The following is a 25,632-nucleotide window of genomic DNA, read 5'->3' on the forward strand; positions in this document are numbered from 1 at the left end:
ATACGAAAATTCATTAAATTTGTACATGGAGGTTTTTCCCAATGAGCAAAGGTTTATCCTTATGGTTCGCATTCTCATCAATCGTTTTGTTAACGGTTACAGCAATCACGATTTCTTACAACGGCTGGCTTGCCACATTACTGTTTGTTCTCTCTATGGCTAATATCGTATGGGGATTTATCATTCGTGCCAAAAAAGAGCGTCAGGAAGCCCGCTCGGCTTCCGAATCAGCCTCTTAACGTTCCCGGCTCGTTAACGATATCATCCAGCGCAAAGGAAAGAGGAGACGGAATTATCATCCGCCTCCTCTTTTTTAACATCATAAACAATTTACAAGCTTGGCTTGCCCCATTACAGCTTGCGTCTAGGAACAAAGCCCATGCGCTCTTTCACCGCATCCAACGTTTGCTGAGCAACCTCTTCCGCACGGCGTGCCGAAGTTTCTAATACATCTGTGAGTTCACCAGACTCGCGAATTTCATTATATCTTGTTTGCAGCGGTTCAATGACAGATACAACCACTTCAGCCAGCTCCTTTTTGAACGGACCGTACATTTTTCCTTCGTAACGCTCGGCAACCTCATTCAGCGTCATACCTGCACATTCTGCATAAATGCTCATCAGATTGCTGACTTCCGGTTTATTGGCCGGATCGTAAACGACTTCACGGCCTGAATCTGTTGTAGCACGGCTGATTTTTTTGCGAATGACATCCGGCGGGTCTAACAGAGCGATATAACTGCCGGCATTCGGATTACTTTTGCTCATTTTCGAGGAAGCGTCATCCAGCGACATCACACGCGCACCCACCTGTGGAATATATGGCTCAGGAATGGTGAAGTATTCTCCATAACGATGGTTAAAGCGTCCAGCCAGATCACGAGTCAATTCCAGATGCTGCTTCTGATCCTCACCGACAGGCACAAGATCGGCATTATACAGCAAAATATCTGCAGCCATCAAAGACGGATATACAAACAAACCGGCACCAACGGAATCTTTACCGGAGGATTTGTCCTTAAACTGTGTCATACGTTCCAGCTCACCCATCGAAGTGAGCGTAGTCATCAACCAGCCAAGCTCCGCGTGCTGTGGCACATGGGACTGCAGAAATACATTTGACTTGGATGCATCAATGCCCGCTGCAAGGAACAAGGCAGCAACGGCCTCGGATTGCTCGCGAAGCGCTGCCGGCTCCTGCGGCACGGTAATGGCATGCAGATCTACAACCATAAAATGACACTTGTAGTCATGCTGCAATTTCACAAAATTTTTAATTGCGCCGATGTAATTCCCTAATGTCAGCTTACCGCTTGGCTGAATGCCTGATAATACTGTTTTCATCATCAAAAACCTCCCTGATTTCATCAATAACTAATAATCTCGCGGCCTGCGGCTCTTGCTAATTCATCCTGTGAACGCAAAAAGGCCCCACATCCGCAAGGGACGTGAGACCGTGGTGCCACCCTTATTCGCTTGTTCACCTGTTATACTGACAATCGGCATAACAAAAGAAAAGCCTTCATTTTTCCTTAACGTGGAATAACCGGTATACCTACTGAGACCGCCTTACAGTGGCAGTGCCTGTTCAGTTATACACTCAAGGGTCCATTCAGCAAAGAGTTCACACCAGTTCGCATCTACCACTGGCTTTCTGAAGAGAATATTCCTTACCTACTTGTCCCTGTCATCGCGTTGACATCATTCAATTCATAAATAACGTTCAGAATTCCATCTTAATGCGCGGGAGCCAGAATGTCAAAATGGGATGCGTTTTTTTTCCCGATCGTTTAAAATCTGTTATGATGGTAGTGCCGTCCTGCCATGTCTTTAGAAGCAGCCTGCAGGATGCTACACGACAAGCTGGAATGAACACAACAATGACACGCCTGCAGCAGTGCAGCAACACATACTGATGCAGACAGATTTCAAGTGGGAAAAGGAGCATCGATATGAAACAAGTGACCAAAGGTCAATGGAATGGTTACGACACGTATATCCTACATAGCCGTGAATTGGAAATCACCCTGCTGCCACGTCTGGGAAATAATATCATTTCGATTCGCGATCTGGTGCATAACCGGGATATTGTTCGCCGTCCAGACGAGAATGATTTGGCCTTCTATTTGCAGAAGCCATATCACTTCGGGGTTCCTCTGCTTATACCACCTGGACGCATTCACCGGGGACAATTCGAATATGAAGGTGTACGTTATCAGTTCGATCAAAATACGGAGCATGGCAACCATATTCATGGTCTCCATCGCAGCCAGGCCTGGTGTGTCAGTGATATTGAGGAAGATGAAGATGGCTGCACGATCACAACCGAATTATTGACCGAAAACGAAGAGCACTGGATGGAGCAATTCCCCATCCCGTTGAAGCTTGAAATGACGTTCAGCCTGCAAAATGCTGTGCTGACCCAACGATTGCGTGTCACTAACCTGAGCACAACACCTGCTCCTTTCGGAATGGGATATCATACATGGTTCTTGCTCGACGGACAGCCTGCCGACTGGACGCTCCAGCTCCCGGTCTCCGGACTATACGCACAAAATAAAGAACAGCTGCCTACAGGCGAAATAGAAGCTTTACATGATGAATGGTCCTCCATCGGCGAAGGCATTAACATGCAAGGCCGGAACTGGGATACACTGCTTCGTGCTGCGGAAGGCAAACCGGCGGTGGCTCATTTGCGCAGAAAAGATGGATATACACTGAAATATTCAGTGGATGAAGGTTATTTCAAACACTGGGTTTTGTATACCAAGGGTGAATCAGATCAATTTTTGTGCATTGAACCCTACACTTGGCTGCCAGATGCACCGAACCTGCCCATGACCGACGATATCACAGGATTGATTCGGCTTGAGCCAGAACAGCCCGTCGAGTTGACCTCAAAAATTGAAGTTGTTTCAACGAATAAATGAAGAAGTCTGGATGATGATATGAATCCATTCATTCGGCTAATATTTTCATAACTATATAAGTTGAACTAAAGATTTTACACAATCCACTCCGATGACAGAACAACCTTCCAATCGCTGTTATCCCCAGATTTTTTTGATTCCCTTTTCCAAAGGGAAAAATCTGGTGACAAAGGCGACCGCTCCGCTTTTCAGGTTTTTTCTGTCCTCTCCGTTCACGTGTAAATAAATAGTTCAACTTATCTATATGCTCCTGTACAAAAAGCAGCCGATCCGCAATGGATCGGCTGTTTAAGTTGACATGAACCCTTTTGATTATCCATATATTCCCTTACGCCATATCATGTATATTTCCGCTTTCTCGATCCATACTAACATCACCAACCTATAAGGAGGTGAGACATATGTACGGAAGCCAAAACCAAGGTAGCGGAAGCCGCTCTAACAACCTGGTTGTTCCTCAAGCGACAGCAGCATTGCAACAATTGAAAATGGAAGCTGCACAAGAGCTGGGTGTAACAATCCCGCAAGATGGTTACTACGGTAACTACACATCCCGTGAGACAGGTTCTCTGGGTGGTTATATCACCAAACGTCTGGTACAAATCGCTGAGCAGCAATTATCGGGTCGTTCGTAAGCTCGAAATTATTGCTTCTGCCCTGAGTAGAGCTTGAACGGAAAGGCGGCCTTCTTCGGAAGTGCCGCTTTATTTTGTTATGATGATTCCCTGTTTGAGTCCGGATATGTATTCGTTCTGGGATATCGAATCATCAGATTCGCCATATTATAATTGGACTCCATCGTTGCATCCACCAGAATCATATTCTGCCGAACTGTAAAGTCATAACTTATTTCACCGTGAGTCCAATTGCGCTTGAACTTCAGCGTCTCCAAGGCCATCGCACGGAAGGAAGCTCGTTGTGCATGTGTGAGGCCAGCTCCCTCCAATTCCATCTGTCCATCCCGCCCAGCTATCGGATTATGTCGAACACCAAACTTCCCGATAATATTGTTTCGTATTTGCACAAAAACCACCCCTGAATCCAGCCCTGCCAACTCCTGATCAAGCTCTTTAAACACCAAGTCTAACTGCCTTGCTAATGAAAGCTGTTCCATTTTCATGATAACACTCCTCCTATTATGCTTTTAGTCCTATACAACAAGGACTTACGGCTCATTATATGACAACATATGTTAATACTCAACAAAATAAAACATTTTTGGGTAATTATTACTAAATTTTGCGCGATTTATTGCCATTTGCATTCCTTAAAATGAGTTTTTTCCTTGATTTACGACAAAATAACTTAAAATAAAAAAGACTATTTCACAACAAAAAGGCCGCAATTCATGTCTCTTAGACATCAAATTACGACCATTGATTGATGAAGGGAACGCTGTTTAACTACATTACGTTCTCCGTCATTTCCATAAATTGCTCTATATCAGCAATAACCAGATTCGCTGCAGCCTGCCAGAAATCAGCTTGGGTCAGATCCGCACCCAAATGTTTCTGAGCCAATTGCTCCACGGTCATCCGACCCGTATCACGAAGCAGATCATCATATTTATCGGCAAAAGCCGTGCCTTCCTGCTGAGCCCGGGCATAGATTCCCGCACTAAACATATATCCGAACGTATAAGGGAAGTTGTAGAACGGCACACCCGTCAAATAAAAATGAAGTTTGGATGCCCAGAAATGCGGGTGAGTGGAAGCAAGAACGCCACAGAAGGCTTCTTCCTGAGCCTCTACCATTAATCTGCTGAGCTCGTCGGCACTTACCAGGCCTTTCTTGCGCTGCTCATAGAAACGGGTTTCAAACAGGAAACGAGCATGGATGTTCATAAAAAAGGCAACACTGCGCTGGATTTTATCCTCCAGCAGCGCCAGCTTTTCCTGCTCATCACGTGCTGTTTGCACCAGAGCATCGGCTACAATCATCTCGGCAAATGTCGAAGCTGTCTCAGCCACGTTCATCGCATAGCGCTGATTCAGAGCAGGCAATTCTTCCATAATGTGCTGATGGTAGCCATGTCCAAGCTCATGAGCCAGCGTGGATACATTCGACGCAGTACCAGAGAACGTCATGAAAATGCGAGTCGCTTTGCTCAGCGGCAGTGACGTACAAAAGCCTCCTGGACGTTTCCCCGGGCGATCCTCAGCCTCGATCCAGCGTTTTTCAAACGCCATCTCCGCAAAGCTGGACAACTTCGGACTAAATCTCGCAAATTGCTCTACAATCGTCAACGCCGCTTCGTCATACGTTACTTTCCCTACAGACTTTCCTACCGGCGCATCTACGTCGCTCCAGCTCAGCTTATCCACACCAAGCAATTTGGCTTTTCGTTCCAGATACTTCACAAGAACCGGCTTGGTTCCATTAATAACATCCCACATCGCATCCAGCGTCTGTCGTGACATCCGATTAATCGCCAGCGGCTCCTTCAAAATATCCTGCCAGCCACGTTTCTCGTAAAGCTTCAGACGGAAACCGGCAAGATGATTCAATGTGTCTGCACAGAAATCTTCGACCTCGGTCCAGGCCTGCTCCCATGAGCTGAATACCCGCTCACGAACTTCACGCTCACTATCACTTAACTTGTTGGCCGCTTGTCCGGCAGACAGCATAACCGTCTCTCCATCCTGCTCAAATGGAATGTTCACTTTGCTTACGATGGTATTATAAAATTTCCCCCAGCCATGATAACCGTCGACACCAAGATCGAGAGCCAGTCCCTCCAGTTCAGGTGACATTTTGTCTCTAGCCTGAGCCCGGCTTTCGTTTAATACAAAGGACAGCGGCTGTATGTCAGCTTGCGGAAGCCATTGATCCCATACAACATCCGGTGTCTCGCTAAAGATGTTATCCAGCTTCGACTTGCTGCTATTCAGCATTGCTGCAATGGAGCTGACAGCACCTTGAAGCTGGGCCGCTTTTTTGTCCTGCTGATTTTGTGCTGACAGACAGGATACAAAGGCAGAGCCCTCCGATATCCGCACATAACAGCTTTGCAGCAATTCCAGAACAGGCTTATAAGCAGCTGCATCTTCCAACGTGGCAGGAGCAGCCATCTGCTGAAGGGTTTGCTGCAATGTTCGTACATCCTTGTCCAGATCGTTAAGATATGAGGCGAATGCTTCGGAAGAAGAACCTCCACTAAAGATGGACTCCAGATCCCACACAGGGTGTAATGGCATTTTCATCTAATTAAGGCACCTCTTTCTGCAGATTCAATGTAACACTTTGAATTAAAAACTGGTTTTATACGCAACGTATCTCTATACTAGAGAAATAATGCAACAACTTTTCAGGAGGTCAGTGTATGAAACCTTTACAAGTATCGGCTGAAACTGCCGTCAAACTAGCAGCATCTCTCGGCGTGCCTCTGGAGCATCTGATGCATATGCCTCAACATATTCTCATGCAGAAGATTGCAGAACTCGCAAAGGAAGAAGCGAGCAAACCTGCGGACAAAGAAGGCAGCGCGGAATGATTCCTTTTGAGAACAGCTGGCCATATGACATCATTATGGGGGATATTTACGTGCAGCAGTGCCCCTTCTGTGACACAAACAATGTTCTGTTACCCCTTAAACCCAAGGAACTCATCCGTATCCGTGAAGGAAAAAAGAAATTACTTGTTTTCCCTTGCTGTAACAGCAGCATAACCGTCATTGACACCGATAACGATTATCTGTTGGCCAGTCGGCCTATACGCTAATTTGATATGAGATCAGACTAAAGGGGGCTGCGCTTCGCAGCCTCTTTGTCTGCCTCCAGCATTTCTTCAGGCAGCTCCATCTTGCTGGATAACATCTGCTCACGCAGCAGCGCCCACTGTTCCCTTGAAGCCCGGATCATGGCTGCATCCGTAATGCGCTTGTCATGAATAACTCGTCCAAACCATTGGACCGCCTCATGAAACCGTCCAACTCTGCGATTCAGCTCCCCGAGCAAATACAGCAGCTTCGCTTCATTACCGCCTGTACCTTCCCGTTCGAACACCTTGACGTATGCTTCCAGACTGAATTCAAGGAAACGATGTTCCTGTGTATGATCCTCCATATATCTGTACAGCCAGGCGATATGATGCAGCAGACCAGCAACAACCCGGTCCTTCTCCTGTATCACCTGAGCACACAACAAGCCAAGTTTGTATGTAGCGAGTGCCTGTTCCAAATTTCTTGCACCACTATAATCCCGCTTGAGCCAGCGGTTACCAATCTGCTCCATAAACGCCTTGCGCTGCATATCACTCAAGCTGCTCGTTGAATTTTCTGTTGAAGCGAATCCGCATGAAGGACAGATCCGAACGACATAAAAATCAGGATTCTCCTGTTTGTAATACGCACAAAAATCAGAATCTGTCCGGTAAGGCCGTTTCAAGCTAGGTCTTACCCGTGAGGTTTCAAATTCGGTCTCGCAATAATGACACTTCACCTTCACCTTATACAGCGGCTCTAATTCCACTTGTTCCATCCCTCTCCCGTCAGGCTTGTCTTGTATTTGGAACTATGGCGTATTCACGAAATGATGCGCCGGCCCTGATAAACGCTGCAAAATAAACGAATGCAGAGGCTCCTCTACACCAATTTGTGTTAACGCCTGATTCATGCAGGCAAGCCATGCTTCTGCTCGCTCAACCGTTACTTCAAAATGCATATGACGGGCACGCATCATCGGATGTCCGTAAGCCTCGGAGAACAACGCCGGTCCTCCAAAAAATTGAGACAGAAACATGTACTGTTTGTCTATTACCGGCTGAATATCTTCCGGGAAAAGAGGTGCAAGCTGTTCATTCTGCAATACAATCGGATAAAAAGCCTCAACCAATGCACGAACGCCTTCAGCACCTCCAAGATTATCATAAATGCTTAAACTGGGATTCATGGTTCTCACCTCTTCCTGATGTCGAATTTTGCAATATAATACACGTCACATGAACATGGTAAACAGCAAGTCAACTACCTAGCCCTTAAAGCCAGCATCTCCATTCTATCAAAAAAAGACAAAAAAAGCGCCACCCCTAAGGCTGGCGCACCGCATATTCCATTAATAACTTCGCCAATCTTCCTCTTCGGTACGTACCAGTGAGGCACGTATAACATACACAAATGCACAGACCAGGACTCCGGCGACAAGACTCATGATCATCACTCCATCCTTATTGATTCCACCTTATTGACCATTAGGTGACGTTCAGGCGTTTTACCTATTTTAGCATACATCATTTAAAAACACAGCCACTTTTGCAAACGCTTTCTTATAATATTTTGTACTGTTTGTCCGCTTTTTCTCATATATTGATGGCAAAAGCCCGTGATCGGCTGCAGATCATTCATTTCAACCATAAAGGAGAAAAATTCATGACTGCTGCTCAGCGCGTCATACCCTTGCTGATTACACTGGCTCTCCTGATCTTCTGTACCCTGATGGCGCTATATCCGGCAGAGACCTGGCATGCAAGCGTCAGAGGTTTAGCCATCTGGTGGGACGTGCTGTTTCCTTCACTGTTCCCCTTTCTTGTATTGTCCGAGCTGCTGCTCGGCTTTGGTATCGTACATTTTCTCGGCACACTGCTTAATCCACTTATGCGCCCCCTTTTTCGTGTTCCGGGAAGCGGAGGCTTTGTATTTGCAGTAAGCTGCGCTTCAGGTTATCCAACCGGAGCCAAGCTGACAGCACAACTGTGGGAGCAGAAGCTGGTTACGCGAGAGGAAGGCGAGCGTCTGGTCGCATTCACAACCTCCTCTGATCCGATCTTTATGATTGGAGCGGTATCGGTCGGTTTTTTCCACAACACGTCCATTGCTCCGATTCTTGTGGCATCTCATTATGCCGCTGCTGTGCTTGTCGGCATGCTCATGCGTTTTCACGGTCGCTCGGATGTCTCCTCTGCCCCGCCCCCTGTCGCATACGAAAAACATCGCAGCCGCTTCATGCGCGCCATATACGCGATGCACGAAGCAAGGCAGGCAGATGGAAGGACATTGGGTGAGTTGCTGAGACATGCTGTCTCCTCTTCCCTTCGCCTTATTATTATCGTAGGCGGGCTTGTTGTATTCTTTTCCGTCATTATGGAATTAATGGTTCAGACCGGATGGCTTGGCGCCTTATATAACCTGACAGAACAGGGGCTGCATCTCGCCGCTTTGCCTCCTTCGCTGTCTCACAGTCTTGTCGGAGGTTTGTTTGAAGTAACACTTGGCGCCAAGGAAGCTGGAGCTGCCGCTGCCTCCGTTCCTCTAGTGTTCAAAGTCGCTGCTGCCTCCTTCGTGCTCTCCTGGGGAGGACTGTCGGTACATGCGCAGATTATGAGTGTGTTAAGCAGCACCCCGATGCGGTACGGACCGTTCTTACTGGCAAGAGCAATTCATGCAGCCATTGCACCACTGCTTGTTGTTTTGTTATGGCCGCTCCTGATGGGCAGCATGGCTTCACCTGCTTTTGTGAATGATGCGTTTATGCCTCCGTACTCTGCCTATTCACCAGAATGGAAACGTATCGGCTTAACGGGAATCAGCGTGTTCAGTTCTATACTTTTCCTAATGTTATGCCTGGCCTGGATGGGTTCAAAGCTCATGTTCAAGCGAGGCAAAAAATAAGTTTTGTGCAAATAGTTTGTCCGGAAGTTCAATCGAACGTTGTGTTCTGGCGCGGAATTGATTATCATCGGTAGTATAATGACCACAAAGGAGCTTTCATCTTGAGATACTATGTTCAAGACCGCGGAGACCAGTTATCAATTGATCTCAGTCAGCAGTTTCATGCGCTGGCGAAGGAAGAAGGGTTCAAACTGGATGCAGAATCGCCGGAGATCGTCATCTCCATCGGAGGCGATGGTACGATGCTTCAGGCTTTTCACAATTTCATCGACCGCATTCCGGACATTGCTTTTGTTGGGGTTCATACAGGCCATCTCGGCTTCTATGCCGACTGGAAGAAGGAAGAATTAAGGGAATTGGTGCGATTAATGAGCGGTAAAGGTGATCCTGACCTCCTCAAGCCACGTATTGTGCAGTACCCTCTATTGGAGCTGGAGATTCGTAAAAAGTCAGGCAACGCCTCTTACATCGCACTGAATGAATTTACGTTAAAAGGGGTAGACGGTACCGTCGTGGCGCAGGTGGACATCAACGACGTTACATTTGAGATGTTTCGGGGCGATGGCATCTGCGTATCTACACCATCGGGCAGTACAGCTTACAACAAAGCGCTTGGCGGCGCCATGGTGCATCCAACGATTGATGCGATCCAGATTGCGGAGATTGCCTCGATCAACAACCGTGTGTATCGAACACTAGGTTCACCTGTCATTTTGCCCAAGCATCATCATTGCGACATTTTCTCACGTAAAGATCAGCGTCTGCTGCTAACGATTGATCATGTCAATGTGATGGTTGAGGATCTGATCTCGGTACGCTGTCAGGTGTCGCAGCAGAAGGTCAGCTTCGCGCGGTTTCGCCCGTATCCGTTCTGGAACCGGGTTCGGACAGCCTTCCTGGATTAATTCAGCTGAACTATGCTTGACAGAGATTATCATTGAATATGGAGAAAAAGCATTAAAAAAGCGGTCCTTCTCAGGAACCGCTTTTTGCTTTGGCTTGAGGCTGCTCTTTGCACTTTTGAAGCACAAAGTAGGCACAGCCAAAGTTACAGTATTCGTTAATGTAATCCACCAGATAAGAAATCGTTGAATCTTTGGTAGCTTTGGGATGATTGTCCCGGTAAAAACCCTTGAGTCTCAGCTGGCTGTAACCCCAGTCCCCAATAATATAGTCATACCGCTCCAGCACTTCACTGTACCGGTCACGAAACACTTCAGGATTCCAGCCCTCTTTGTGGTTCTGAACAATTTCATAATTTTTGCTGCCGACCTGTACAATGACAGGGGCTTTAGGTTTTTCCTGAACGGTTTCCTGCACAGTCTCCTGCGTCTGCTGCTGGTCCTGCTGTTCTTCCCTATTTTTATCCTGTTCCAATCCGGACTCCTCCATCATGCGTGTGTTGCCGCCTGTTCCGCATGCTGATTCGCTGATTTCACCTGTTCATGTGCATGGTAAGAACTGCGAACCATCGGACCGGATTCCACGTGACTGAATCCACGCTTCAACCCTTCCTGCTTCAATGCTGCGAATTCTTCAGGCGGGTAGTACTTTTCAACAAACAAATGTTTCTCGGATGGCTGCAAGTATTGACCAATCGTCATAATATCACAGTTCACCGCGCGAAGATCATCCATCGTTGCCAAAATTTCATTATATTCCTCACCGACACCGAGCATAATGCTTGATTTCGTCGGGATGTTAGGCTGCATCTCTTTTGCACGGGCAAGCAGTTCCAGAGAACGTTTATACTTTGCTTTGGCACGCACTTTATCTGACAACCGCTCAACCGTCTCAATGTTATGGTTCAGAATATCCGGCTTGGCATCCATAACGATCTGCAGTGAATCCCGATCTCCCATGAAATCCGGGATAAGCACCTCTACACTGCACAGCGGCAAGCGTCTGCGCACAGCCTTCACCGTCTCTGCAAAGATGGAAGCCCCTCCGTCCTTCAAGTCATCCCGGGCTACACTTGTAATAACACAATGCTGCAGGTTCATCTGCTCAGCTGCTTCTGCTACACGCTCCGGCTCCTGCAAATCAAGCTCTGTAGGCAAACCGGTATTAACTGCGCAGAATCGGCAGGCTCTTGTACAAATATCCCCCAAAATCATAAAAGTAGCTGTTCGATTCGCCCAGCATTCATAAATATTCGGGCACCGTGCTTCCTCACATACGGTATGCAATGTTTTGGAACGCATCATGTTTTTAATTTCCTGATAGTTGTCTCCGGTTGTCAATTTAATCCGAATCCAGTCCGGTTTCGGTTCTTTCACACGTTTAGCCAATGCATAAACCTTCTTTCTACCTGAAGTTAGGCTGTTGCTCGGAACATATTATACCATGAAAGGCTTGGAAAAACCCCCATTTGTCACATCTTGTGCTTTCAAGCTGACATGGATAAAATCAGAGCTTTTGAAGAACGCTAGGGTATAGCTTGATTTATCGGGCACATGTGCATCATCTTAACGGAAAGGGGCTGCTTCCCTGTGCAACAGCACTGGATAACTCGCAACACCTACGGCTTTTGCTTGAAAACACTACTCGCAGGCGCGCTGCTTCTCCCATTCCTGCCTGCTGATGTTCACGGTGAGTCTGTTCATCAAACGGCGCCTGCTGCACAAGCTACCGAGCCTAAACCTGCTGATATCTTCGCCGCAAGGCGCCATCTGTATGAAAGTATCGGGCAGATGACACAAATTCCGTGGTACAGACTCGCCGCTATTGATCAATATGAGCGAACCATCACACGTGCCCATCCGAAGGATCGCAAGCATCCCGAACGGTTAACCGGCATTTTTATGACTGCTCCGGCATGGAGAGGATGGCTGAACCCGGATGAAACGGACCAGCACCCGGCCTCCATTCTTTTTTTCAACGGAAACGGGCGGGATGGCTCTGGAGACGGGGTAGCAGACCCCAACAATGATCTGGATGTGTTGTACAGCATGGCCTCGATCATACAGCAGTACGGCAGCAAGCAGGAGGATTTCGCCATTGGTCTGTGGGAGTATTACCATAATTCCAGGGCAGTTCAACGGATACAGCAATTCGCGAAATTATATGAGCATTTTGACACGCTTGATTTATTTGGACACGCCTTCCCTGTGCCTTTGGGCACCAACTATTCGTACCGCAGCACCTGGGGAACCAAGCGCAGCTGGGGCGGCTACCGCATCCATGAAGGAACGGATATCTTCGCTCCTCACGGTCTGCCCGTTCGAAGTACCTGTTATGGTATGGTGGAGATCAAAGGCTGGAATCCGTTTGGAGGATGGCGTATAGGTATTCGGGATCTGAATAACCATTATCACTATTACGCTCATCTGAGTGGCTTTGATAAAGGGGTCAAGATCGGTGATGTCGTTACTCCCGGTCAGGTCGTAGGCTGGGTAGGCAGCTCTGGCTACGGCAAACCGGGAACGCAAGGCAAATTTCCTCCACATCTTCATTATGGCATATATCGGGACAGCGGCCTGCATGAATGGTCCTTCGATCCCTATCCGCTGCTCAGACACTGGGAGCAGGATGAACGCAGTCAGAAAAATAAAAAAAGCAAATAGATCTCCCGGAACACAACAAAATCTTCGTATACAAAATAAAATTTCGGTACGCAAACCGCATGCAAAGAAGGCCTTCGCACAATGCGAGAGGCCTTCTTTGCATACTATTAATTTTATTGGTTTTATTGGTTTTATTGGCTCTTCTTGCTCTTTTGCTTTATTTGCTTTATTTGCTTATGGCCGTTCACTTATGGATGCCCGCTCTGACCAGAGGAATTGCCGTTCAGATCAGGCGGGTCCAGTTCAAGCTCCAGCCCGTTCGACTGCGTACTATTGCTTGGTGCTTGCTGCGGGGCCTGAGGCTGAACCTGAAGTGGTCCAGATGTTCCACCGGCGCTGTTCCCGCCATTAGCACCTGTACCATTCTCCGTTCCCGTATGACCACTTCCACCGCTGGATACCCCTGATTGACCTGACGGGAGCGCGATTGCTGGAGCATTGCTGCCGTTGCTGCCAACCGGCTTGCCCTGATTATCGTAATAATACATCGGCACATCACCAACCACGAGCAGATAAGAAATAGGTATTTCGGTATCTACCGTCTCCGGCTCCATGTCAAAAGGCACCACCACAGCAACTTCAGCAATAATGTGGATATATACCTCCACCAGAATCATGTTAATGCCTGCATTCTGCTGGCGGGTATTCAGATCCACCTTCACTGCACCCTGCGGTTCAATCCGAACGGGAATACTTGGGCCAAACGAGGCCAGCACAGGGCTGCCCAAAGCCTGACCTAGCGGGATTTTTTCCTTCAACATATGCACATTCTGAAGTGTAGACTGTACCACATTCATCGTGCTTGCCGTAATTCGCATATGCTCATTATAGTTCAGCATGAACCCCGATACTTTGCCCTTCGTATCCGTTTTCCAATCAATCAACCCTTCTGTTGTCTTGCCTTCAGCGACCTGAGCCGTAATCGCTTTGTTAATTGCCTCTGTTGCAATCTGCTTCACCCGAATTTTGGCGAGGTGCATAATGGGAGGTTTCATCTTTTTGTCCACATATGCAAATCCCTGCATTAAACAAAACGCTGCCACGAGCAAAACAATGAACCACACCTTGCGTCTGCCGCTGGGCGGCTTGGGCCGCCGTTTTCGGCTTCGCCATCTCTTACGCATCATCGAAGCGTCCCTCCCCTGCGGGATGAGCCATAGGCTTATATGTAATGCTTATGCAGCGTTGTCCCGAAAAAGAAGGACAGCGCCCTGCGATGCTCGGCTTGGCGATGCTGCTGGTGCGGTACAAGGCAGCCTCACGCAGAGAGGCTTACCGTGTATTGCACGGTTCTGCTGCCAAGCGGGTTGGGGTATCCTGATTTTGATATCCGCAGGATGAACAAATCAGGATGCCCCAACATAAAAAAACCTTCCGCCCGCAGCAGATATGTCATCTGCACAGGCGAAAGGTTTACTTTTCACAATAGCTGAACTTGGAATGAATTAGTTTTTCTCCACAGCATGTCCACCGAATTCGTTACGCAATGCCGCAACGACTTTACCTGTGAACGTATCGGTTTCAAGGGAGCGGTAACGCATCAGCAGGGACAACGCGATAACCGGAGTTGCCGTTTGCAGATCAAATGCCGTTTCAACCGTCCAGCGACCTTCGCCGGAGGAGTGCATTACTCCTTTGATTTCGTCCAGGTTAGCATCTTTGGAGAAGGCACGCTCTGTCAACTCCATCAGCCAGGAACGGATAACGGAACCGTTGTTCCATACACGCGCTACTTTCTCGAAGTCGAAGTCAAAGCCGCTTTTCTCCAGCACGTCGAAGCCTTCACCGATGGAAGCCATCATGCCGTACTCAATCCCGTTGTGTACCATTTTGAGGAAGTGTCCGCTACCTGCTTTACCGGCATACAGATAACCGTTCTCCACAGAAGTATCTTTGAATGCAGGCTCAACAATCGCCCAAGCCTCCGGATCTCCACCGATCATGTAACATGCCCCGTTGCGCGCACCTTCCATACCGCCTGAAGTTCCTGCATCCATGTAGTGAATACCTTGTGGCTTCAGCTCTTCGTAACGGCGAATGGACTCTTTGTAGTGGGAGTTTCCTGCTTCGATGATGATATCACCTTTGGACAGCAGCGGACTTACTTCAGCCAGTACAGCATCTACAACGTTGTGAGGAACCATGATCCACAGCACGCGTGGGGATTCCAGAGATTCAACCATTTCTTTGTATGAGGAAACGCCTTGAGCTCCGTATTCTTTCATTTCTTTAACCGCTTCTGCATTCAGGTCAAAGGCAACCACTTCGTGTTTGTGATCAATGAGGTTTCTGCCCAGGTTCAAGCCCATTTTTCCAAGTCCGATAAGTCCGAGTTTCATATTAAAATCCTCCTGTTATGCAAATATTTAGTGTTAAGTGTATTATTAAAAACCAGTTCATAACCATCTAGCAAAATGATTCGTTCCGGTTACGAATCGTTCCTTCGAGCGCTGTTATCCCCGAATTTTTTTGATGCTCTTATTTCGAGGGGAAAATTCGGTGATAAAGGCGCACGCTTCGCTTCTTCGGAATCGATTTCGTCCCCTACACTTCTCTTTGCTACCACGCGAAAACATTTTTAACAAACACCATCTATATAGAAATTGTTTGCGGCCTTTCGGCTTCGAAAGTCGAAAGGGCTTATGCAAAATTGAAACGGTATAATGTTTAGTAAAAAATGATGCAATGCTTACTGTATAATTTGTGGCTAGCAATAAGCTCGGCTTACCACCAGCGAAAGCCATTTTCTGCAATCAGACGGTCAGCAGATTCCGGTCCATCTGATCCTGCTTTGTACGTGTCCAGTGGAATTGAACCGGCTACAAAAGCTTCCTGAATCGGCTGTACCCACTGCCAAGCCAGCTCCACTTCATTCCAGTGAGCAAAGAACGTTGCGTCACCGCGCATCGCATCAAAGATCAGGTTTTCATACGCTTCTGGAACGTTGCGCTCCCCGGATTGGAAGGTCATATTCATCGGCTCAACCTCACCCTTGTTCAGCGGATTCTTCACATTTAATTGAAGGGACAGGCTTTCGCCCGGGCCGATTTCAAGTGTCAGCAGGTTCGGAGCCATCGTATTTTCAGACTCATGCCCAGTTTTGAGCGGTGACTTGAATTCAATGACGATACGGGTTGATTTCTCAGCCATGCGTTTGCCTGTACGAATATAGAACGGAACCTCGCTCCAGAACGGGTCATCCAGCCACAGCCTTGCAGCCACATATGTCTCATTCTGCGATCCGGCCGGAATGCCCGGCTCGTCTAGATAACCGACTACAGCGGAGCCTTGCAGCTCTCCCGCACCATATTGCGCGCGAACGACTTCAGAAGCGACATTCTCTTTGGTTAGTGGCCGCAGAGCTTCAGCAATTTTTTTCTTTTTATATTGAATTTCCTGTGGTGTACAGCGCTTCGGCAGATGCAATGCGATCATCATCAGCAACTGAAGCATATGGTTCTGGAACATGTCGCGAAGCGCACCGCTCTGGTCATAATACGCTGCACGTTCCTCAACACCTACAGTTTCACTCGCTGTAATCTGTACATTGGCAATGTAGCGATTGGACCACAGCGCCTGAATAACCGGATTGGCATACGTCAACGTTTCAATATTTTGCACCATCGGTTTGCCAAGGAAATGGTCGATGCGATAAATTTCTTCCTCCGCAAACGTATTGCTCAGCTTCTCATTCAGCTCACGTGCAGATTGCAAATCATGTCCAAACGGCTTCTCGATGATGAGCTTCTTCCAGCCCTTGGTGTTACCCAGGCCGCTCTCTTGAATGTTTAATGCAATGGGTTCAAAAAACTCAGGTGCAACCGACATGTAGAACATGCGATTTTCAGGAATATCAAGCTCCTGCTCCCGCTGCTGCACCAATTGAAGAAGCCGTGTATAATCTTCAGGCTTGGTGTTGTTCAGCGAGCAATAACGGAAAGCACCGATGAAATCACGTACTTGTGATGCTTCCTCCGGTTTCTGACGGGAAAATTCATGCAGTGACTTTTCCACATTCGCCTGGAAATCCGCATCTGACAGCTCGCGACGTCCCAAACCAATTACGGAGAATGCCTTAGGCATCTTCTGATCTACAAACAGATTGTATAATGCAGGGTAAATTTTGCGTTTGGCTAAATCGCCTGTTGCCCCGAACAGGACAAATGTCATTGCGTCCATTGGAGTGCCTCCTATGATCTGTGCAGTATAGTATATGATGTTGCAAAATGTTCAAATCCAAGCATGACAAAAGACGGAATAAGTGGGTACATCGCCCGCCTTGCCTCCGTTATAAACATGACCTGAATCCAACCATGGGAACATTCCTTCTCTCCACAACCTGAATCACTATTTGACTTAGGTTATAAATTGTAACCACTAATAATTAACGTTACTCATATTACACCTGTCGTCACAATTCGTCAATATTCTTGTCTAAGCTGTGAACTCCAGCTGTACCAAGGGTTAAAGACAATTTTATTGAATGTTAACGCTTTATGTGGTAAGTTTAATAACAATTGGCATGTGATATTTTATACATATATCTTGTGGACATTCAGGTTACAATAAGTATACTAATGATAATACAAGCCATACTAAACCAAAGGAGTCACCGTTATGAACGATGATAAGAATGCCAAGCAATTATGCGAAAAGGTGGAACTATCTTATCAGATCATTGGCCGGAAATGGGTAGCCCTGATTATCCATGCATTGATGGAGGAGCCCAAACGCTTCAGTGAAATTCATGCTTATATTCCTGATTTGAGCAAACGTGTATTAAATGAGCGGATGAAGGAATTAGAGGAAGAGGGACTGGTCGTCAGACATGTAATTACTGAGCGTCCCGTTCGAACTGAATATATGCTGTCCCGCAAAGGAACCGAGCTAGGACGAGCGCTAAGCGCGGTGGAGCGATGGGCGGAGAAGTGGTTGTGAGTTTGAATGTTAAATAACAAAAGATCAATAGCTTAAAAATTTAACAGGTTGGATTAATTGGTTATGACAGAAAAAAGAAATTAAAAAAGCATAGGTAAAGGAGTTACTGCCACTCCTTTACCTATGCTTTTTCACTTCTATTCTTTACATTATAAGACAATAAACCGATAAATTACTATGGCTACAATAAATTCAGAAAAGCAAAGACCGAAAATCCCTACGGACCTCAGTCTTCTGCCTGATCTGGTTGGTACTTCCTCTGAGGTGATTCCTGATTTCAGTACAGTTCCCGTCACTGATGAGGATTTTTATTTTGTCATTTCAGGGCATTAGTTCAGAACTTAAATTTGGAGACTCTACAGGGAAGAATATTTTTGATTATGATAACTATCCATTATTCAATGCACACTTTAACCAAAGTGGAGAGTTAGATGGCTGGAGTATTTACTCATACACGGATGATTCCACTTATACAGATTTTTCACTACTTACGAAAAAGGGAATTGTACTGGGCAAAAGTACTTTATTCGATGTTATAAACCAATATGGTTCAGCTGGAGTAAGAGGACATGGAATCGTAGAATACTACTATAAAAAGATGAACGATGGTACATATCAGGATATTTCAATCTATGATCCCATACCAAATATGGAAGATGTGCGTATGATCGCGTTTATTGTTGATGATGAAACCCAAATAGTCTTTGATATAATCGTAACATCATCATTAAAAGATGCATTTTAGCTTATTTCTATCATAAATGATTAGACTCAAATAAATCCAACCTTAGTAACATATTTAGGGACAAATCCCCCTTCGGTTATTCGAGCAGGGGGATTTGTTATGACGGATTGATATATTGATAGATGTGTCCAGAATGCTTAATAAGATCAGATTTAAAATTGTTTCTACCATCTCACGGCGAATGTCTCTTTTTACTCTGCATCCAATTTGCGTCCAAGCGTAATACCCAAATCCTCGAAATTCTCGACCGATGATTTTTTCTCATAAAAATGAACTGTTTGCTTCATCATACTTTCTCTGGAATAAAATGCATCATTCGATGGTATTGGAAACGTCACTTTCTCCCCCGTACTTGCTGACTTATAAATGGCGATAATTAATTCCAAGGTATCTCGCCCACTCTCGCCATCAACCAAAAGTGGAGCTCCTGTCTCTACAGCATGAAGTACATTCTCAATCTGTCCCGTATGACCTGAGTATATGACTTCAGGGAGTTCGTCAAACTGCAGCTGCAGCTCCTGTTCAAGCTCACGATTAGGTTCAGGGAAGCCATTGCTGCGCGAGGTCGATGCAACCACTTTCCAGGGTGCAGACACCCGAGCTTCTTTCCCTTGAAAAATTAACTGCTGCTCCTCTCCGTGATGTACCACGGAACTTGTAATCATGCCGACTGCCCCCTGGCCGAATCGAAGCATGGCCATTGATATATCCTCCACCTCGGCATTATCATGTGCCGTGTTCGCCATCATGGCCTGCACTTCAATCGGCTTCCCCATCATCCAGAGCATCGCATCCATGTGATGCACGGCATGATTAAGCGTACATCCACCGCCCTCCTTTTCCCAGGTCCCACGCCACCACAGATCATAATAGTTATGCCCCCGCCACCAGTAAGAGTCCACCTGAACATGGAGAATCGGGCCTATGAGCTTACTGTCAAGCACACCTTTAAGCTTCATCATCGGGGTTGTAAACCGGTTCTGCGCAACAACAGACAGCAGTTTGCCACTCTCTCGCGCAGCTTTCAGCATCTGATCCGCTTCCTCGAGTGATGAAGCCATCGGCTTTTCAACCAATACATGCTTGCCCGCCCGCATGAAATCACAAGTGATGGAAGCATGCGTATATGGCGGTGTGCAGATCGATACAAGATCAATGTCGATGTCGGTGTGCAGCAGCTCTTGAACAGTTGCCACCGACACCGCCTCCTTGAGCCTGTATTCACTAATCCGCTTTTGTGCTTTTTCCACATACACATCCACCACAGCTACAATCTGGCATCGCTCTGGAAACTTCATATACGCTTCAATATGCGCCCCGCTAATTGCACCAGCACCAATAACAGCTACGTTGATCATCAGTTCCACTCCTCCCTTAGTTCTTTCACAATACATCAGAATAAAGCGCTTTTATGCGCAGATCCTGTGATAAAATAGAACTATCTTGCGTTCCACGGGAGGTTGCTCTTTTTTGTCTCATATCGATCATGAACAATTCCGCTTGATGTGGCGGCGTACAACTAATACTGCCTATCGTGAGGTTTTTCATGCACATTCCCAATTAGAATTAACCTATATTCATGATGGTTACGGACAGTTGATTACCGAGGGCCATGCCTTTCCACTCGAACCGGGGATGCTCATGATTTTCCGGCCCTTCCAGCTGCACCATGTACAGATGCAGGTATCGAGCAAGCACCCGTTCATTCGCACAGTGCTTATGGTAGAGCTTGACCTGCTGCAGGAATATTGGCCGCACTTCATCACTACACACCATTTCACATATCACAATCTTAATGAGCAGATATCCATACCCCCACTACCTCTGATGCCTGATGCTCCACTTGTTCAGCTTCTTGAGCATTTTGGTAAGCAGTATCCAGACTTATTGCCTTATGAAGCGGCGGAGGATGCCTGTCTTTTCACACTAAATATACTGACGCAACTTCGCTATTTATGGAAAAATGAAGCCCATTCCCCTCATTTGCACTTCTCAGATCAGACAACAATTCGCTCAGGTTTTATGAATCCCCATGCCGAGGCAGCCATGCAGTGGATTGAGCAGCACTATGCAGAGCCTTTTCGTATAGAGCATATAGCAGATGAACTTCATCTATCCGTCTATCACTTATCTCATTTGTTCAAAAAAGAAACGGGCAACAGCATCATTGCATATGCTCAAGCCACCCGTATTCGTCACGCCTGCGTACTGCTAAGCCGTTCAATCTTGTCCATTCCCGAGATCGGCCATCGTGTAGGCATGTCCAGCACCTCTTATTTTTGTAAAGTATTCCGAAAAGCAACGGGCACCACACCACATCAATATCGTTTGAGAATGAGAGGAAGGGATTAGCCAGAGATTAGCTAGTAGCGAATAGTTAGCAAATTAAGCTTGAGAGTACCCGGATTCCCGAGCCTACCCAAGCTGTCTTTCTGTGTATCGTGCATCAGCGCACATCCAGCCCTAGCTTTTCCAAATATACACCCATCCGTTCTGTTAAATGATCCAGATCAGACCTCTGATCCTTGGACAATCGATCCATGTGATAAATTCCGTCCGGGTCTTCCACTAGCGCTTTGTACTTATTCATCTGTTCATATACCGACCTGAAGTCAGCATATTGCTCCTTCGTAAATATCTCTTCTGCCTTTGTTAATTGTTCCGTCCAAAACGTTTCTTCGTCCATGAGTCTCGGTGAAACCCGTATACCCTTATAGGACTCGCTCTCCAATCCTTCCAGCTTATCAAAGAACGGCTGGAGCTCAGCCACTAATTCTTTATACTTTTCCTGTTCTGCCGTACTCCAGCTCTCTGAATTCAATTTCCCTTGTGCGTCTGCATGAGTTAATGCCGTCTGTCCAAATTGTTTGAGCAGCCCCATGTACAACTCGAATTCCTTTTCCGTAAAATGAGCCTTGGCCTGCTGCAGTTTTGCTTCCAATCGTTCGTAATCTGCTGTTGTCCCACCTAATGAGGTAATTCGATCTTTCGAACCGTATATGCTGTCAGCCAAGTATGTATATCCCGCATAAGCTCCAGTAGGAATTAGAAGCACTGCGGCCAGTAGTATAGTCACCTGCCATGTTCTGATTCGTTGTACACCAGATGCTTTCTTCTGAGTCCTATTCATTACGTTATGTTTGACACGAGTTGAGATCATCCAATCCTTTGTTTCCTCCTGATATGCCGTTCGTAACTGTTCATCCAATTTCATTCGCATGATCCACCTTTCGTGCAATTTCGGAAAGCCGTTGCTGTTTCTGTCTCAGCTTGGTGAGTGCTGCATGAATTCGGGATTTCACTGTACCTAGCGGGATATCTAAAATATCAGCGACTTCTTCTTGGGTATATTCGTTCAAATAGTGTAAAGTAACGACCTGCTGCAACTTATAGGGCAAATGCTGTATCTGCTCCAGTAATTGACGGTTCGCCAGTCTATGGATGAGATGAGAAGAGAAATCAGCTTCCATGCCTGTACCGGTATTCATCTGTTCAATCCGCTGCTTGAATCGAAACTGCATCAGCTTCCTGCGTCGATAACTTTTGACCTGCCGCATGCTGACTCCCATTAACCATGGCCGAAAAGCCCGTCCAGTATCAAATTTCTCCAAGGATCGATACGCGTGGATATAAATCTCCTGTACCAAATCCTCCGCGTCCGCCGCATCACGAATCAGAAAGCGAACCGTGCGATACACATCCGCTACCGTCTTCTCGTATAACTCTCCGTAAGCCTCATGTTTTCCAGCCAAGGTCAGCTTCACCAATCGTATGCACTCGTTCTCCTCACTCATTTTCCATCCCCTTTCTTCTTACACTATAAATTGGTTTTAGCAGGAGATATCGTTCGATTTGATTTTATATTTGCATTTTAAATGTAAAACACCTCCAAGATAATAATCTCCCATCTTGTGATAGGTTCCATTATCTTGAAGGTATTTGTATTAGAATGAAGTTGTATTTATATATTTAATTTGCTGTTAGCTTGATATACAGAGACATAGATCTGAACGCGGTTAGCTTGTAGTCCCCAGGTTGCAAATTTTTGGTATCAAATTCGAATGTCTCGCCAGCACCGTCCACAGGAATATCCAGCTTATACCCATGACCATCTGTCACTTCTTGATCGTAGCTGTCTGAAGTTCCGTAAGTATCTTTATATATAAAGTAGAACGTATCCCCACCATAGTTGGCTTTAAACTTGATAACCGTTCCAACGGGTACCGTTATTTCCCATTTGTCCGGGTAATCAATAAATTCTGGACGTGTAAATGTTGAATACTTTGTCGATGTGAAGACTTTATTTTTGTATTCCCCGTCCATTGTCTCTACAGCATCAGCATTGAGACGAATATAAGTTGATTTACCGTAGTTCTGTTTCGGAGTGAGAACGATGCCATTACCTACAATTTCAACCTGATCCTCATCATTCAATGGACGGAAAATAGCTTCCTCCGTATCGGTTGAAATCTCAATTTTATTTCTCAAGTTAGCAGGATCTACAGCTTTAATCAATCTATTAAAGTAAATGAAATACGATTCCTTATCATCAATCCAACCGCCTGATGACAGGATCATTCCCTGTTTCGTAAGTTGTTTCCCTTGTACGTCCAGAACCATAATATTTCGAATATAAGATACGCGGTTTTCATTATCTACAGCAAACACCTTATAATAACTGCTGAACTCTGATGCGATTTCCCCTACAGGCAGCGCTGTACGAGTATTCGCTTCAATCTTGACTCTGTATGCTGTCTTCTGATTGATAGCTTCTTCTAGCATAACGGGATCTTTTTCGTTAATCATACTTTTAGAAACATAGGCATACCCACTGCGCGGGCTGTAAATATATACCGAATCTGTAACAGGAATTGCTTCGGATTCAATGCCAACGAAGTAATAAGAACCACCATCATAACTGCCATATTCTCTGCCAGGTGCATTCGTTACAGGCGGTGTTACACCACCACTCCCCGAGCCGGGTGTTCCAGTATCGCTATTTCCGGAACCTGAATTTCCAGAATTCCCGTCAATATTGCTTGCTGTTGAACCAGAAGGTGCTCCAGCTGAAGATGAAGGGGACACAGATATCGGAGGTGTAACTGCAGTTACAGCTTTATTAGTACCATTGATTTGCACTGTTGTATCTGAAGGCATAGCAGACCCTAAATTTAATTTATTCGGCGCCTTTTCCATAGATACACCCACAGCATTAACTGTCGCCTGTTCCACTTTTCCGGCTCCAATTAACTTTACGGCCGCATTAAGAATAGCTGTTATGACTTTTGCTTCCTGACTAATTTCTATTTCTGCTCCTGTTGCAGAAGCTGCGAAGTTCAGCTGATTTAAAGTTCCAGAAGGAACTTGAATATTTATACTTTTAGCAGCAACATCTACTGTTTCAAAATTCCCTTTAAGATACACTCTTGATTTCTCTGGGAGAGCTTCAGAGAGTGTAAGCTTATCAATTGTTGCATTTTCACTTGATTCGATATTTGCAGCGGTCTGCACAGTCATTTCATGCACTTCGGTCTTTCCAGTCGCTACTAAACGCACCGTACCATCCTTTTTATTGACGATAACCGTCAACAAAACAGAGTCTTCCAGATGCACACTGTTTTCCCCACCGCCGTATACGTATGTTTTGCCTTGAACGGTTACGTTTTTAAGGAATACATCGCCTTGACCAACAGCTTTGCTGATAATCAAATCACCCGTAATATTCATATTCTGAAGTGTTACTCCGGAAGTTCCAATGACGACATTTCCTTGAATTTCTTCTTTCTTTTCTTTGGGACCATATTCTCCTTCTTGCCCGTACCAGCTTCCATATGTACTAAAAGCCCGATCTAAAATCTGCACTGCTTCGGCTCTTGTAACTGCATTATTCGGTTTAAAATCCCCATTGCTATATCCTACAATAATGTTCTTATCAGCAGCTGCACCAACTGCCTCTTTACTCCATTTCTGAATATCTTTATCGTCTGTAAAACGAGTTTCTCCAGTGCCCTGCAGGTTTAAGATTCGAGATATTATTGCTGCTGCTTCCTGCCTTGTTAGTCTATCATTGGGATGGAATGAACCGTCCGTATAGCCTTGAATATAGCCCGCTTGGATGCCTTTGGCAACTTCTTGAGCATACCAGTCAGATTCAGATACATCCGTAAATGTCGTATGACCGGCTTGTTCGTACTGGAAAATACGATTAATCATTGATGCCCATTCGGCACGTGTAACTTCCTGCTTAGGCTTAAACAGATCTTGTTCATTCCCCTGCACGATGCCTCGGCCAGCCCATTTTTCAATGACCTCCTGAGCCCAGTTTCCTTTTACATCCTCGAACGTTTTTACAGAAATACTTGATTTTTCACCATGATCTCCTGCTGGGTCTGCTACAGATTCAGCGTGTACTGACGAAGCCATGCCTCCAAATAATAAAACTCCTGATAGAAATAAATTTCCCCACTTCTTCACGATACTTTTTCCCTCCGATGTCAGTATGTATGTGAGCCATTGATTCCAAAGACCTAATACTTTGGTTCTAACCCCTTAAAAGAGTATCACATATGTTATAAACGGACAATATTTTCATAGATTTGAATTCTTTCTTTTACAACCCATAATTCCCCTAATCCATCTTGCACCAGACTTTGAGGGTTCGCTACAGCCTTGTTCCTTGCTTCCTTGTATAAAGACAGAGTTTTCTTCCTATTACTACAATTTTTTATTTTCATTATTTTACTTCTGGAGCATTGCATTTCATTATCTGCTTTACTTTAACAAGTAATATCTTTTCCCTAATTGAAACTCGAAAAAAGAGAACAAAAAGACTGGGAAATCAGCGTTTAG

At 45.9% G+C, this 25,632-nt stretch carries 26 protein-coding genes and 1 other annotated feature; of the genes, 12 read left to right on the forward strand and 14 right to left on the reverse strand.

Going from position 1 to position 25,632, the window contains the following annotated elements:
* Positions 1 to 41: 41 nt before the first annotated feature.
* Positions 42 to 239 (forward strand): hypothetical protein, encoded by a 198-nt coding sequence (locus tag IEW26_RS19035; RefSeq protein WP_188593474.1) that lies wholly within the window; start codon positions 42 to 44, stop codon positions 237 to 239.
* A gap of 112 nt (positions 240 to 351) precedes the next feature.
* On the opposite strand, the gene trpS is transcribed toward IEW26_RS19035, so the two are convergent.
* On the reverse strand, positions 352 to 1,344 hold the full coding sequence (trpS, locus tag IEW26_RS19040; protein WP_188593475.1) for a tryptophan--tRNA ligase: 993 nt from the start codon (positions 1,342 to 1,344) through the stop codon (positions 352 to 354).
* Positions 1,345 to 1,439: 95 nt separating this feature from the next.
* Positions 1,440 to 1,700, reverse strand: a binding site (T-box leader).
* A 252-nt stretch (positions 1,701 to 1,952) separates the two neighbouring features.
* Between trpS and IEW26_RS19045 the strand changes: the two genes are divergently transcribed.
* Positions 1,953 to 2,930 (forward strand): aldose 1-epimerase, encoded by a 978-nt coding sequence (locus IEW26_RS19045; protein WP_188593476.1) that lies wholly within the window; start codon positions 1,953 to 1,955, stop codon positions 2,928 to 2,930.
* A gap of 401 nt (positions 2,931 to 3,331) precedes the next feature.
* Entirely contained in the window at positions 3,332 to 3,565 is a 234-nt protein-coding gene (locus IEW26_RS19050; RefSeq protein WP_111269531.1) for an alpha/beta-type small acid-soluble spore protein, read from the forward strand.
* Between the two features lie 77 nt (positions 3,566 to 3,642).
* Here the strand turns inward: IEW26_RS19050 and IEW26_RS19055 are convergent, their stop codons facing one another.
* Positions 3,643 to 4,053, reverse strand: a complete 411-nt coding sequence (locus IEW26_RS19055) for an O-methyltransferase (RefSeq protein WP_188593518.1) — start codon at positions 4,051 to 4,053, stop codon at positions 3,643 to 3,645.
* 280 nt (positions 4,054 to 4,333) lie between these two features.
* Entirely contained in the window at positions 4,334 to 6,133 is a 1,800-nt protein-coding gene (locus IEW26_RS19060; RefSeq protein ID WP_188593477.1) for a M3 family oligoendopeptidase, read from the reverse strand.
* A gap of 119 nt (positions 6,134 to 6,252) precedes the next feature.
* Between IEW26_RS19060 and IEW26_RS19065 the strand changes: the two genes are divergently transcribed.
* Both IEW26_RS19065 and IEW26_RS30405 read left to right on the forward strand, forming a co-directional pair.
* A complete protein-coding gene (locus IEW26_RS19065) occupies positions 6,253 to 6,423 on the forward strand; it encodes a YycC family protein (protein ID WP_188593478.1) in 171 nt (56 codons plus the stop codon).
* A complete protein-coding gene (locus tag IEW26_RS30405) occupies positions 6,420 to 6,650 on the forward strand; it encodes a hypothetical protein (protein ID WP_111269535.1) in 231 nt (76 codons plus the stop codon). Before IEW26_RS19065 ends, IEW26_RS30405 begins: the two co-directional genes overlap by 4 nt.
* Before the next feature lie 17 nt (positions 6,651 to 6,667).
* Here the strand turns inward: IEW26_RS30405 and IEW26_RS19070 are convergent, their stop codons facing one another.
* Both IEW26_RS19070 and IEW26_RS19075 read right to left on the reverse strand, forming a co-directional pair.
* Positions 6,668 to 7,399 carry a DUF2225 domain-containing protein gene (locus IEW26_RS19070; protein ID WP_188593519.1) on the reverse strand — a complete coding sequence of 244 codons (732 nt, stop codon included), beginning with the start codon at positions 7,397 to 7,399 and terminating at the stop codon, positions 6,668 to 6,670.
* Between the two features lie 42 nt (positions 7,400 to 7,441).
* On the reverse strand, positions 7,442 to 7,819 hold the full coding sequence (locus tag IEW26_RS19075) for a globin domain-containing protein (protein WP_145405414.1): 378 nt from the start codon (positions 7,817 to 7,819) through the stop codon (positions 7,442 to 7,444).
* Positions 7,820 to 8,295: 476 nt separating this feature from the next.
* Here IEW26_RS19075 and spoVV point away from each other — a divergent pair, with 476 nt between their 5' ends.
* Both spoVV and IEW26_RS19085 read left to right on the forward strand, forming a co-directional pair.
* Complete coding sequence (gene spoVV, locus IEW26_RS19080) at positions 8,296 to 9,534, forward strand: dipicolinic acid transporter SpoVV (protein WP_188593520.1); 1,239 nt, start codon at positions 8,296 to 8,298, stop codon at positions 9,532 to 9,534.
* A 101-nt stretch (positions 9,535 to 9,635) separates the two neighbouring features.
* Positions 9,636 to 10,439 (forward strand): NAD kinase, encoded by an 804-nt coding sequence (locus tag IEW26_RS19085; protein WP_111269539.1) that lies wholly within the window; start codon positions 9,636 to 9,638, stop codon positions 10,437 to 10,439.
* 70 nt (positions 10,440 to 10,509) lie between these two features.
* Here the strand turns inward: IEW26_RS19085 and IEW26_RS19090 are convergent, their stop codons facing one another.
* Both IEW26_RS19090 and lipA read right to left on the reverse strand, forming a co-directional pair.
* Positions 10,510 to 10,929 carry a YutD family protein gene (locus IEW26_RS19090; protein WP_229729928.1) on the reverse strand — a complete coding sequence of 140 codons (420 nt, stop codon included), beginning with the start codon at positions 10,927 to 10,929 and terminating at the stop codon, positions 10,510 to 10,512.
* Positions 10,926 to 11,825, reverse strand: coding sequence for a lipoyl synthase (gene lipA, locus IEW26_RS19095; RefSeq protein ID WP_111269540.1), 900 nt, complete (start codon positions 11,823 to 11,825; stop codon positions 10,926 to 10,928). The genes IEW26_RS19090 and lipA overlap by 4 nt, the downstream gene beginning before the upstream one ends.
* A gap of 201 nt (positions 11,826 to 12,026) precedes the next feature.
* Here lipA and IEW26_RS19100 point away from each other — a divergent pair, with 201 nt between their 5' ends.
* Positions 12,027 to 13,100, forward strand: a complete 1,074-nt coding sequence (locus IEW26_RS19100) for a M23 family metallopeptidase (RefSeq protein ID WP_145405416.1) — start codon at positions 12,027 to 12,029, stop codon at positions 13,098 to 13,100.
* Positions 13,101 to 13,288: 188 nt separating this feature from the next.
* On the opposite strand, the gene yunB is transcribed toward IEW26_RS19100, so the two are convergent.
* Complete coding sequence (gene yunB, locus IEW26_RS19105) at positions 13,289 to 14,227, reverse strand: sporulation protein YunB (RefSeq protein WP_188593479.1); 939 nt, start codon at positions 14,225 to 14,227, stop codon at positions 13,289 to 13,291.
* 44 nt (positions 14,228 to 14,271) lie between these two features.
* Here yunB and IEW26_RS19110 point away from each other — a divergent pair, with 44 nt between their 5' ends.
* Entirely contained in the window at positions 14,272 to 14,421 is a 150-nt protein-coding gene (locus IEW26_RS19110; RefSeq protein WP_188593480.1) for a hypothetical protein, read from the forward strand.
* Between the two features lie 124 nt (positions 14,422 to 14,545).
* Here the strand turns inward: IEW26_RS19110 and gnd are convergent, their stop codons facing one another.
* Entirely contained in the window at positions 14,546 to 15,439 is an 894-nt protein-coding gene (gene gnd / locus IEW26_RS19115) for a phosphogluconate dehydrogenase (NAD(+)-dependent, decarboxylating) (protein WP_111269543.1), read from the reverse strand.
* Between the two features lie 385 nt (positions 15,440 to 15,824).
* Positions 15,825 to 17,279: a glucose-6-phosphate dehydrogenase gene (zwf, locus tag IEW26_RS19120; protein WP_188593481.1), complete on the reverse strand. Its 1,455-nt coding sequence runs from the start codon at positions 17,277 to 17,279 to the stop codon at positions 15,825 to 15,827.
* A gap of 438 nt (positions 17,280 to 17,717) precedes the next feature.
* Between zwf and IEW26_RS19125 the strand changes: the two genes are divergently transcribed.
* Both IEW26_RS19125 and IEW26_RS19130 read left to right on the forward strand, forming a co-directional pair.
* Positions 17,718 to 18,038, forward strand: coding sequence for a winged helix-turn-helix transcriptional regulator (locus tag IEW26_RS19125; RefSeq protein WP_110897317.1), 321 nt, complete (start codon positions 17,718 to 17,720; stop codon positions 18,036 to 18,038).
* 313 nt (positions 18,039 to 18,351) lie between these two features.
* A complete protein-coding gene (locus IEW26_RS19130) occupies positions 18,352 to 18,783 on the forward strand; it encodes a hypothetical protein (protein WP_188593482.1) in 432 nt (143 codons plus the stop codon).
* Between the two features lie 191 nt (positions 18,784 to 18,974).
* On the opposite strand, the gene IEW26_RS19135 is transcribed toward IEW26_RS19130, so the two are convergent.
* Positions 18,975 to 20,141 carry a Gfo/Idh/MocA family protein gene (locus IEW26_RS19135; protein WP_188593483.1) on the reverse strand — a complete coding sequence of 389 codons (1,167 nt, stop codon included), beginning with the start codon at positions 20,139 to 20,141 and terminating at the stop codon, positions 18,975 to 18,977.
* Between the two features lie 112 nt (positions 20,142 to 20,253).
* On the opposite strand from IEW26_RS19135, the gene IEW26_RS19140 reads away from it, so the two are divergent.
* Positions 20,254 to 21,135 carry an AraC family transcriptional regulator gene (locus IEW26_RS19140; RefSeq protein WP_188593484.1) on the forward strand — a complete coding sequence of 294 codons (882 nt, stop codon included), beginning with the start codon at positions 20,254 to 20,256 and terminating at the stop codon, positions 21,133 to 21,135.
* A 94-nt stretch (positions 21,136 to 21,229) separates the two neighbouring features.
* Here the strand turns inward: IEW26_RS19140 and IEW26_RS19145 are convergent, their stop codons facing one another.
* The 3 genes from IEW26_RS19145 to IEW26_RS19155 form a co-directional block, all read right to left on the reverse strand.
* Positions 21,230 to 21,997, reverse strand: coding sequence for a DUF3600 domain-containing protein (locus IEW26_RS19145; RefSeq protein ID WP_188593485.1), 768 nt, complete (start codon positions 21,995 to 21,997; stop codon positions 21,230 to 21,232).
* Positions 21,984 to 22,577 (reverse strand): sigma-70 family RNA polymerase sigma factor, encoded by a 594-nt coding sequence (locus IEW26_RS19150; RefSeq protein WP_188593486.1) that lies wholly within the window; start codon positions 22,575 to 22,577, stop codon positions 21,984 to 21,986. The genes IEW26_RS19145 and IEW26_RS19150 overlap by 14 nt, the downstream gene beginning before the upstream one ends.
* 175 nt (positions 22,578 to 22,752) lie before the next feature.
* The gene (locus IEW26_RS19155) at positions 22,753 to 25,257 is read right to left on the reverse strand and encodes an S-layer homology domain-containing protein (RefSeq protein ID WP_188593487.1); all 2,505 of its coding nucleotides are present in this window, start codon (positions 25,255 to 25,257) and stop codon (positions 22,753 to 22,755) included.
* Positions 25,258 to 25,632 lie beyond the last annotated feature (375 nt).

The organism is Paenibacillus silvae, assembly GCF_014639235.1.
GTDB classification, from domain to species: Bacteria; Bacillota; Bacilli; order Paenibacillales; family Paenibacillaceae; genus Paenibacillus; species Paenibacillus silvae.

What these genes read in the sequence shown, in the direction of transcription:
- zwf (WP_188593481.1), bottom strand. Translation starts at nt 17,279, where the DNA reads ATGGACGCAATGACATTTGTCCTGTTCGGGGCAACAGGCGATTTAGCC.
- IEW26_RS19035 (WP_188593474.1), top strand. Translation starts at nt 42, where the DNA reads ATGAGCAAAGGTTTATCCTTATGGTTCGCATTCTCATCAATCGTTTTG.
- IEW26_RS19060 (WP_188593477.1), bottom strand. Translation starts at nt 6,133, where the DNA reads ATGAAAATGCCATTACACCCTGTGTGGGATCTGGAGTCCATCTTTAGT.
- IEW26_RS19050 (WP_111269531.1), top strand. Translation starts at nt 3,332, where the DNA reads ATGTACGGAAGCCAAAACCAAGGTAGCGGAAGCCGCTCTAACAACCTG.
- IEW26_RS19045 (WP_188593476.1), top strand. Translation starts at nt 1,953, where the DNA reads ATGAAACAAGTGACCAAAGGTCAATGGAATGGTTACGACACGTATATC.
- IEW26_RS19110 (WP_188593480.1), top strand. Translation starts at nt 14,272, where the DNA reads ATGCTTATGCAGCGTTGTCCCGAAAAAGAAGGACAGCGCCCTGCGATG.
- IEW26_RS19145 (WP_188593485.1), bottom strand. Translation starts at nt 21,997, where the DNA reads ATGAAATTGGATGAACAGTTACGAACGGCATATCAGGAGGAAACAAAG.
- IEW26_RS19135 (WP_188593483.1), bottom strand. Translation starts at nt 20,141, where the DNA reads ATGATCAACGTAGCTGTTATTGGTGCTGGTGCAATTAGCGGGGCGCAT.
- gnd (WP_111269543.1), bottom strand. Translation starts at nt 15,439, where the DNA reads ATGAAACTCGGACTTATCGGACTTGGAAAAATGGGCTTGAACCTGGGC.
- IEW26_RS30405 (WP_111269535.1), top strand. Translation starts at nt 6,420, where the DNA reads ATGATTCCTTTTGAGAACAGCTGGCCATATGACATCATTATGGGGGAT.
- yunB (WP_188593479.1), bottom strand. Translation starts at nt 14,227, where the DNA reads ATGATGCGTAAGAGATGGCGAAGCCGAAAACGGCGGCCCAAGCCGCCC.
- spoVV (WP_188593520.1), top strand. Translation starts at nt 8,296, where the DNA reads ATGACTGCTGCTCAGCGCGTCATACCCTTGCTGATTACACTGGCTCTC.
- IEW26_RS19075 (WP_145405414.1), bottom strand. Translation starts at nt 7,819, where the DNA reads ATGAATCCCAGTTTAAGCATTTATGATAATCTTGGAGGTGCTGAAGGC.
- IEW26_RS19090 (WP_229729928.1), bottom strand. Translation starts at nt 10,929, where the DNA reads ATGATGGAGGAGTCCGGATTGGAACAGGATAAAAATAGGGAAGAACAG.
- IEW26_RS19125 (WP_110897317.1), top strand. Translation starts at nt 17,718, where the DNA reads ATGAACGATGATAAGAATGCCAAGCAATTATGCGAAAAGGTGGAACTA.
- IEW26_RS19065 (WP_188593478.1), top strand. Translation starts at nt 6,253, where the DNA reads ATGAAACCTTTACAAGTATCGGCTGAAACTGCCGTCAAACTAGCAGCA.
- trpS (WP_188593475.1), bottom strand. Translation starts at nt 1,344, where the DNA reads ATGAAAACAGTATTATCAGGCATTCAGCCAAGCGGTAAGCTGACATTA.
- IEW26_RS19150 (WP_188593486.1), bottom strand. Translation starts at nt 22,577, where the DNA reads ATGAGTGAGGAGAACGAGTGCATACGATTGGTGAAGCTGACCTTGGCT.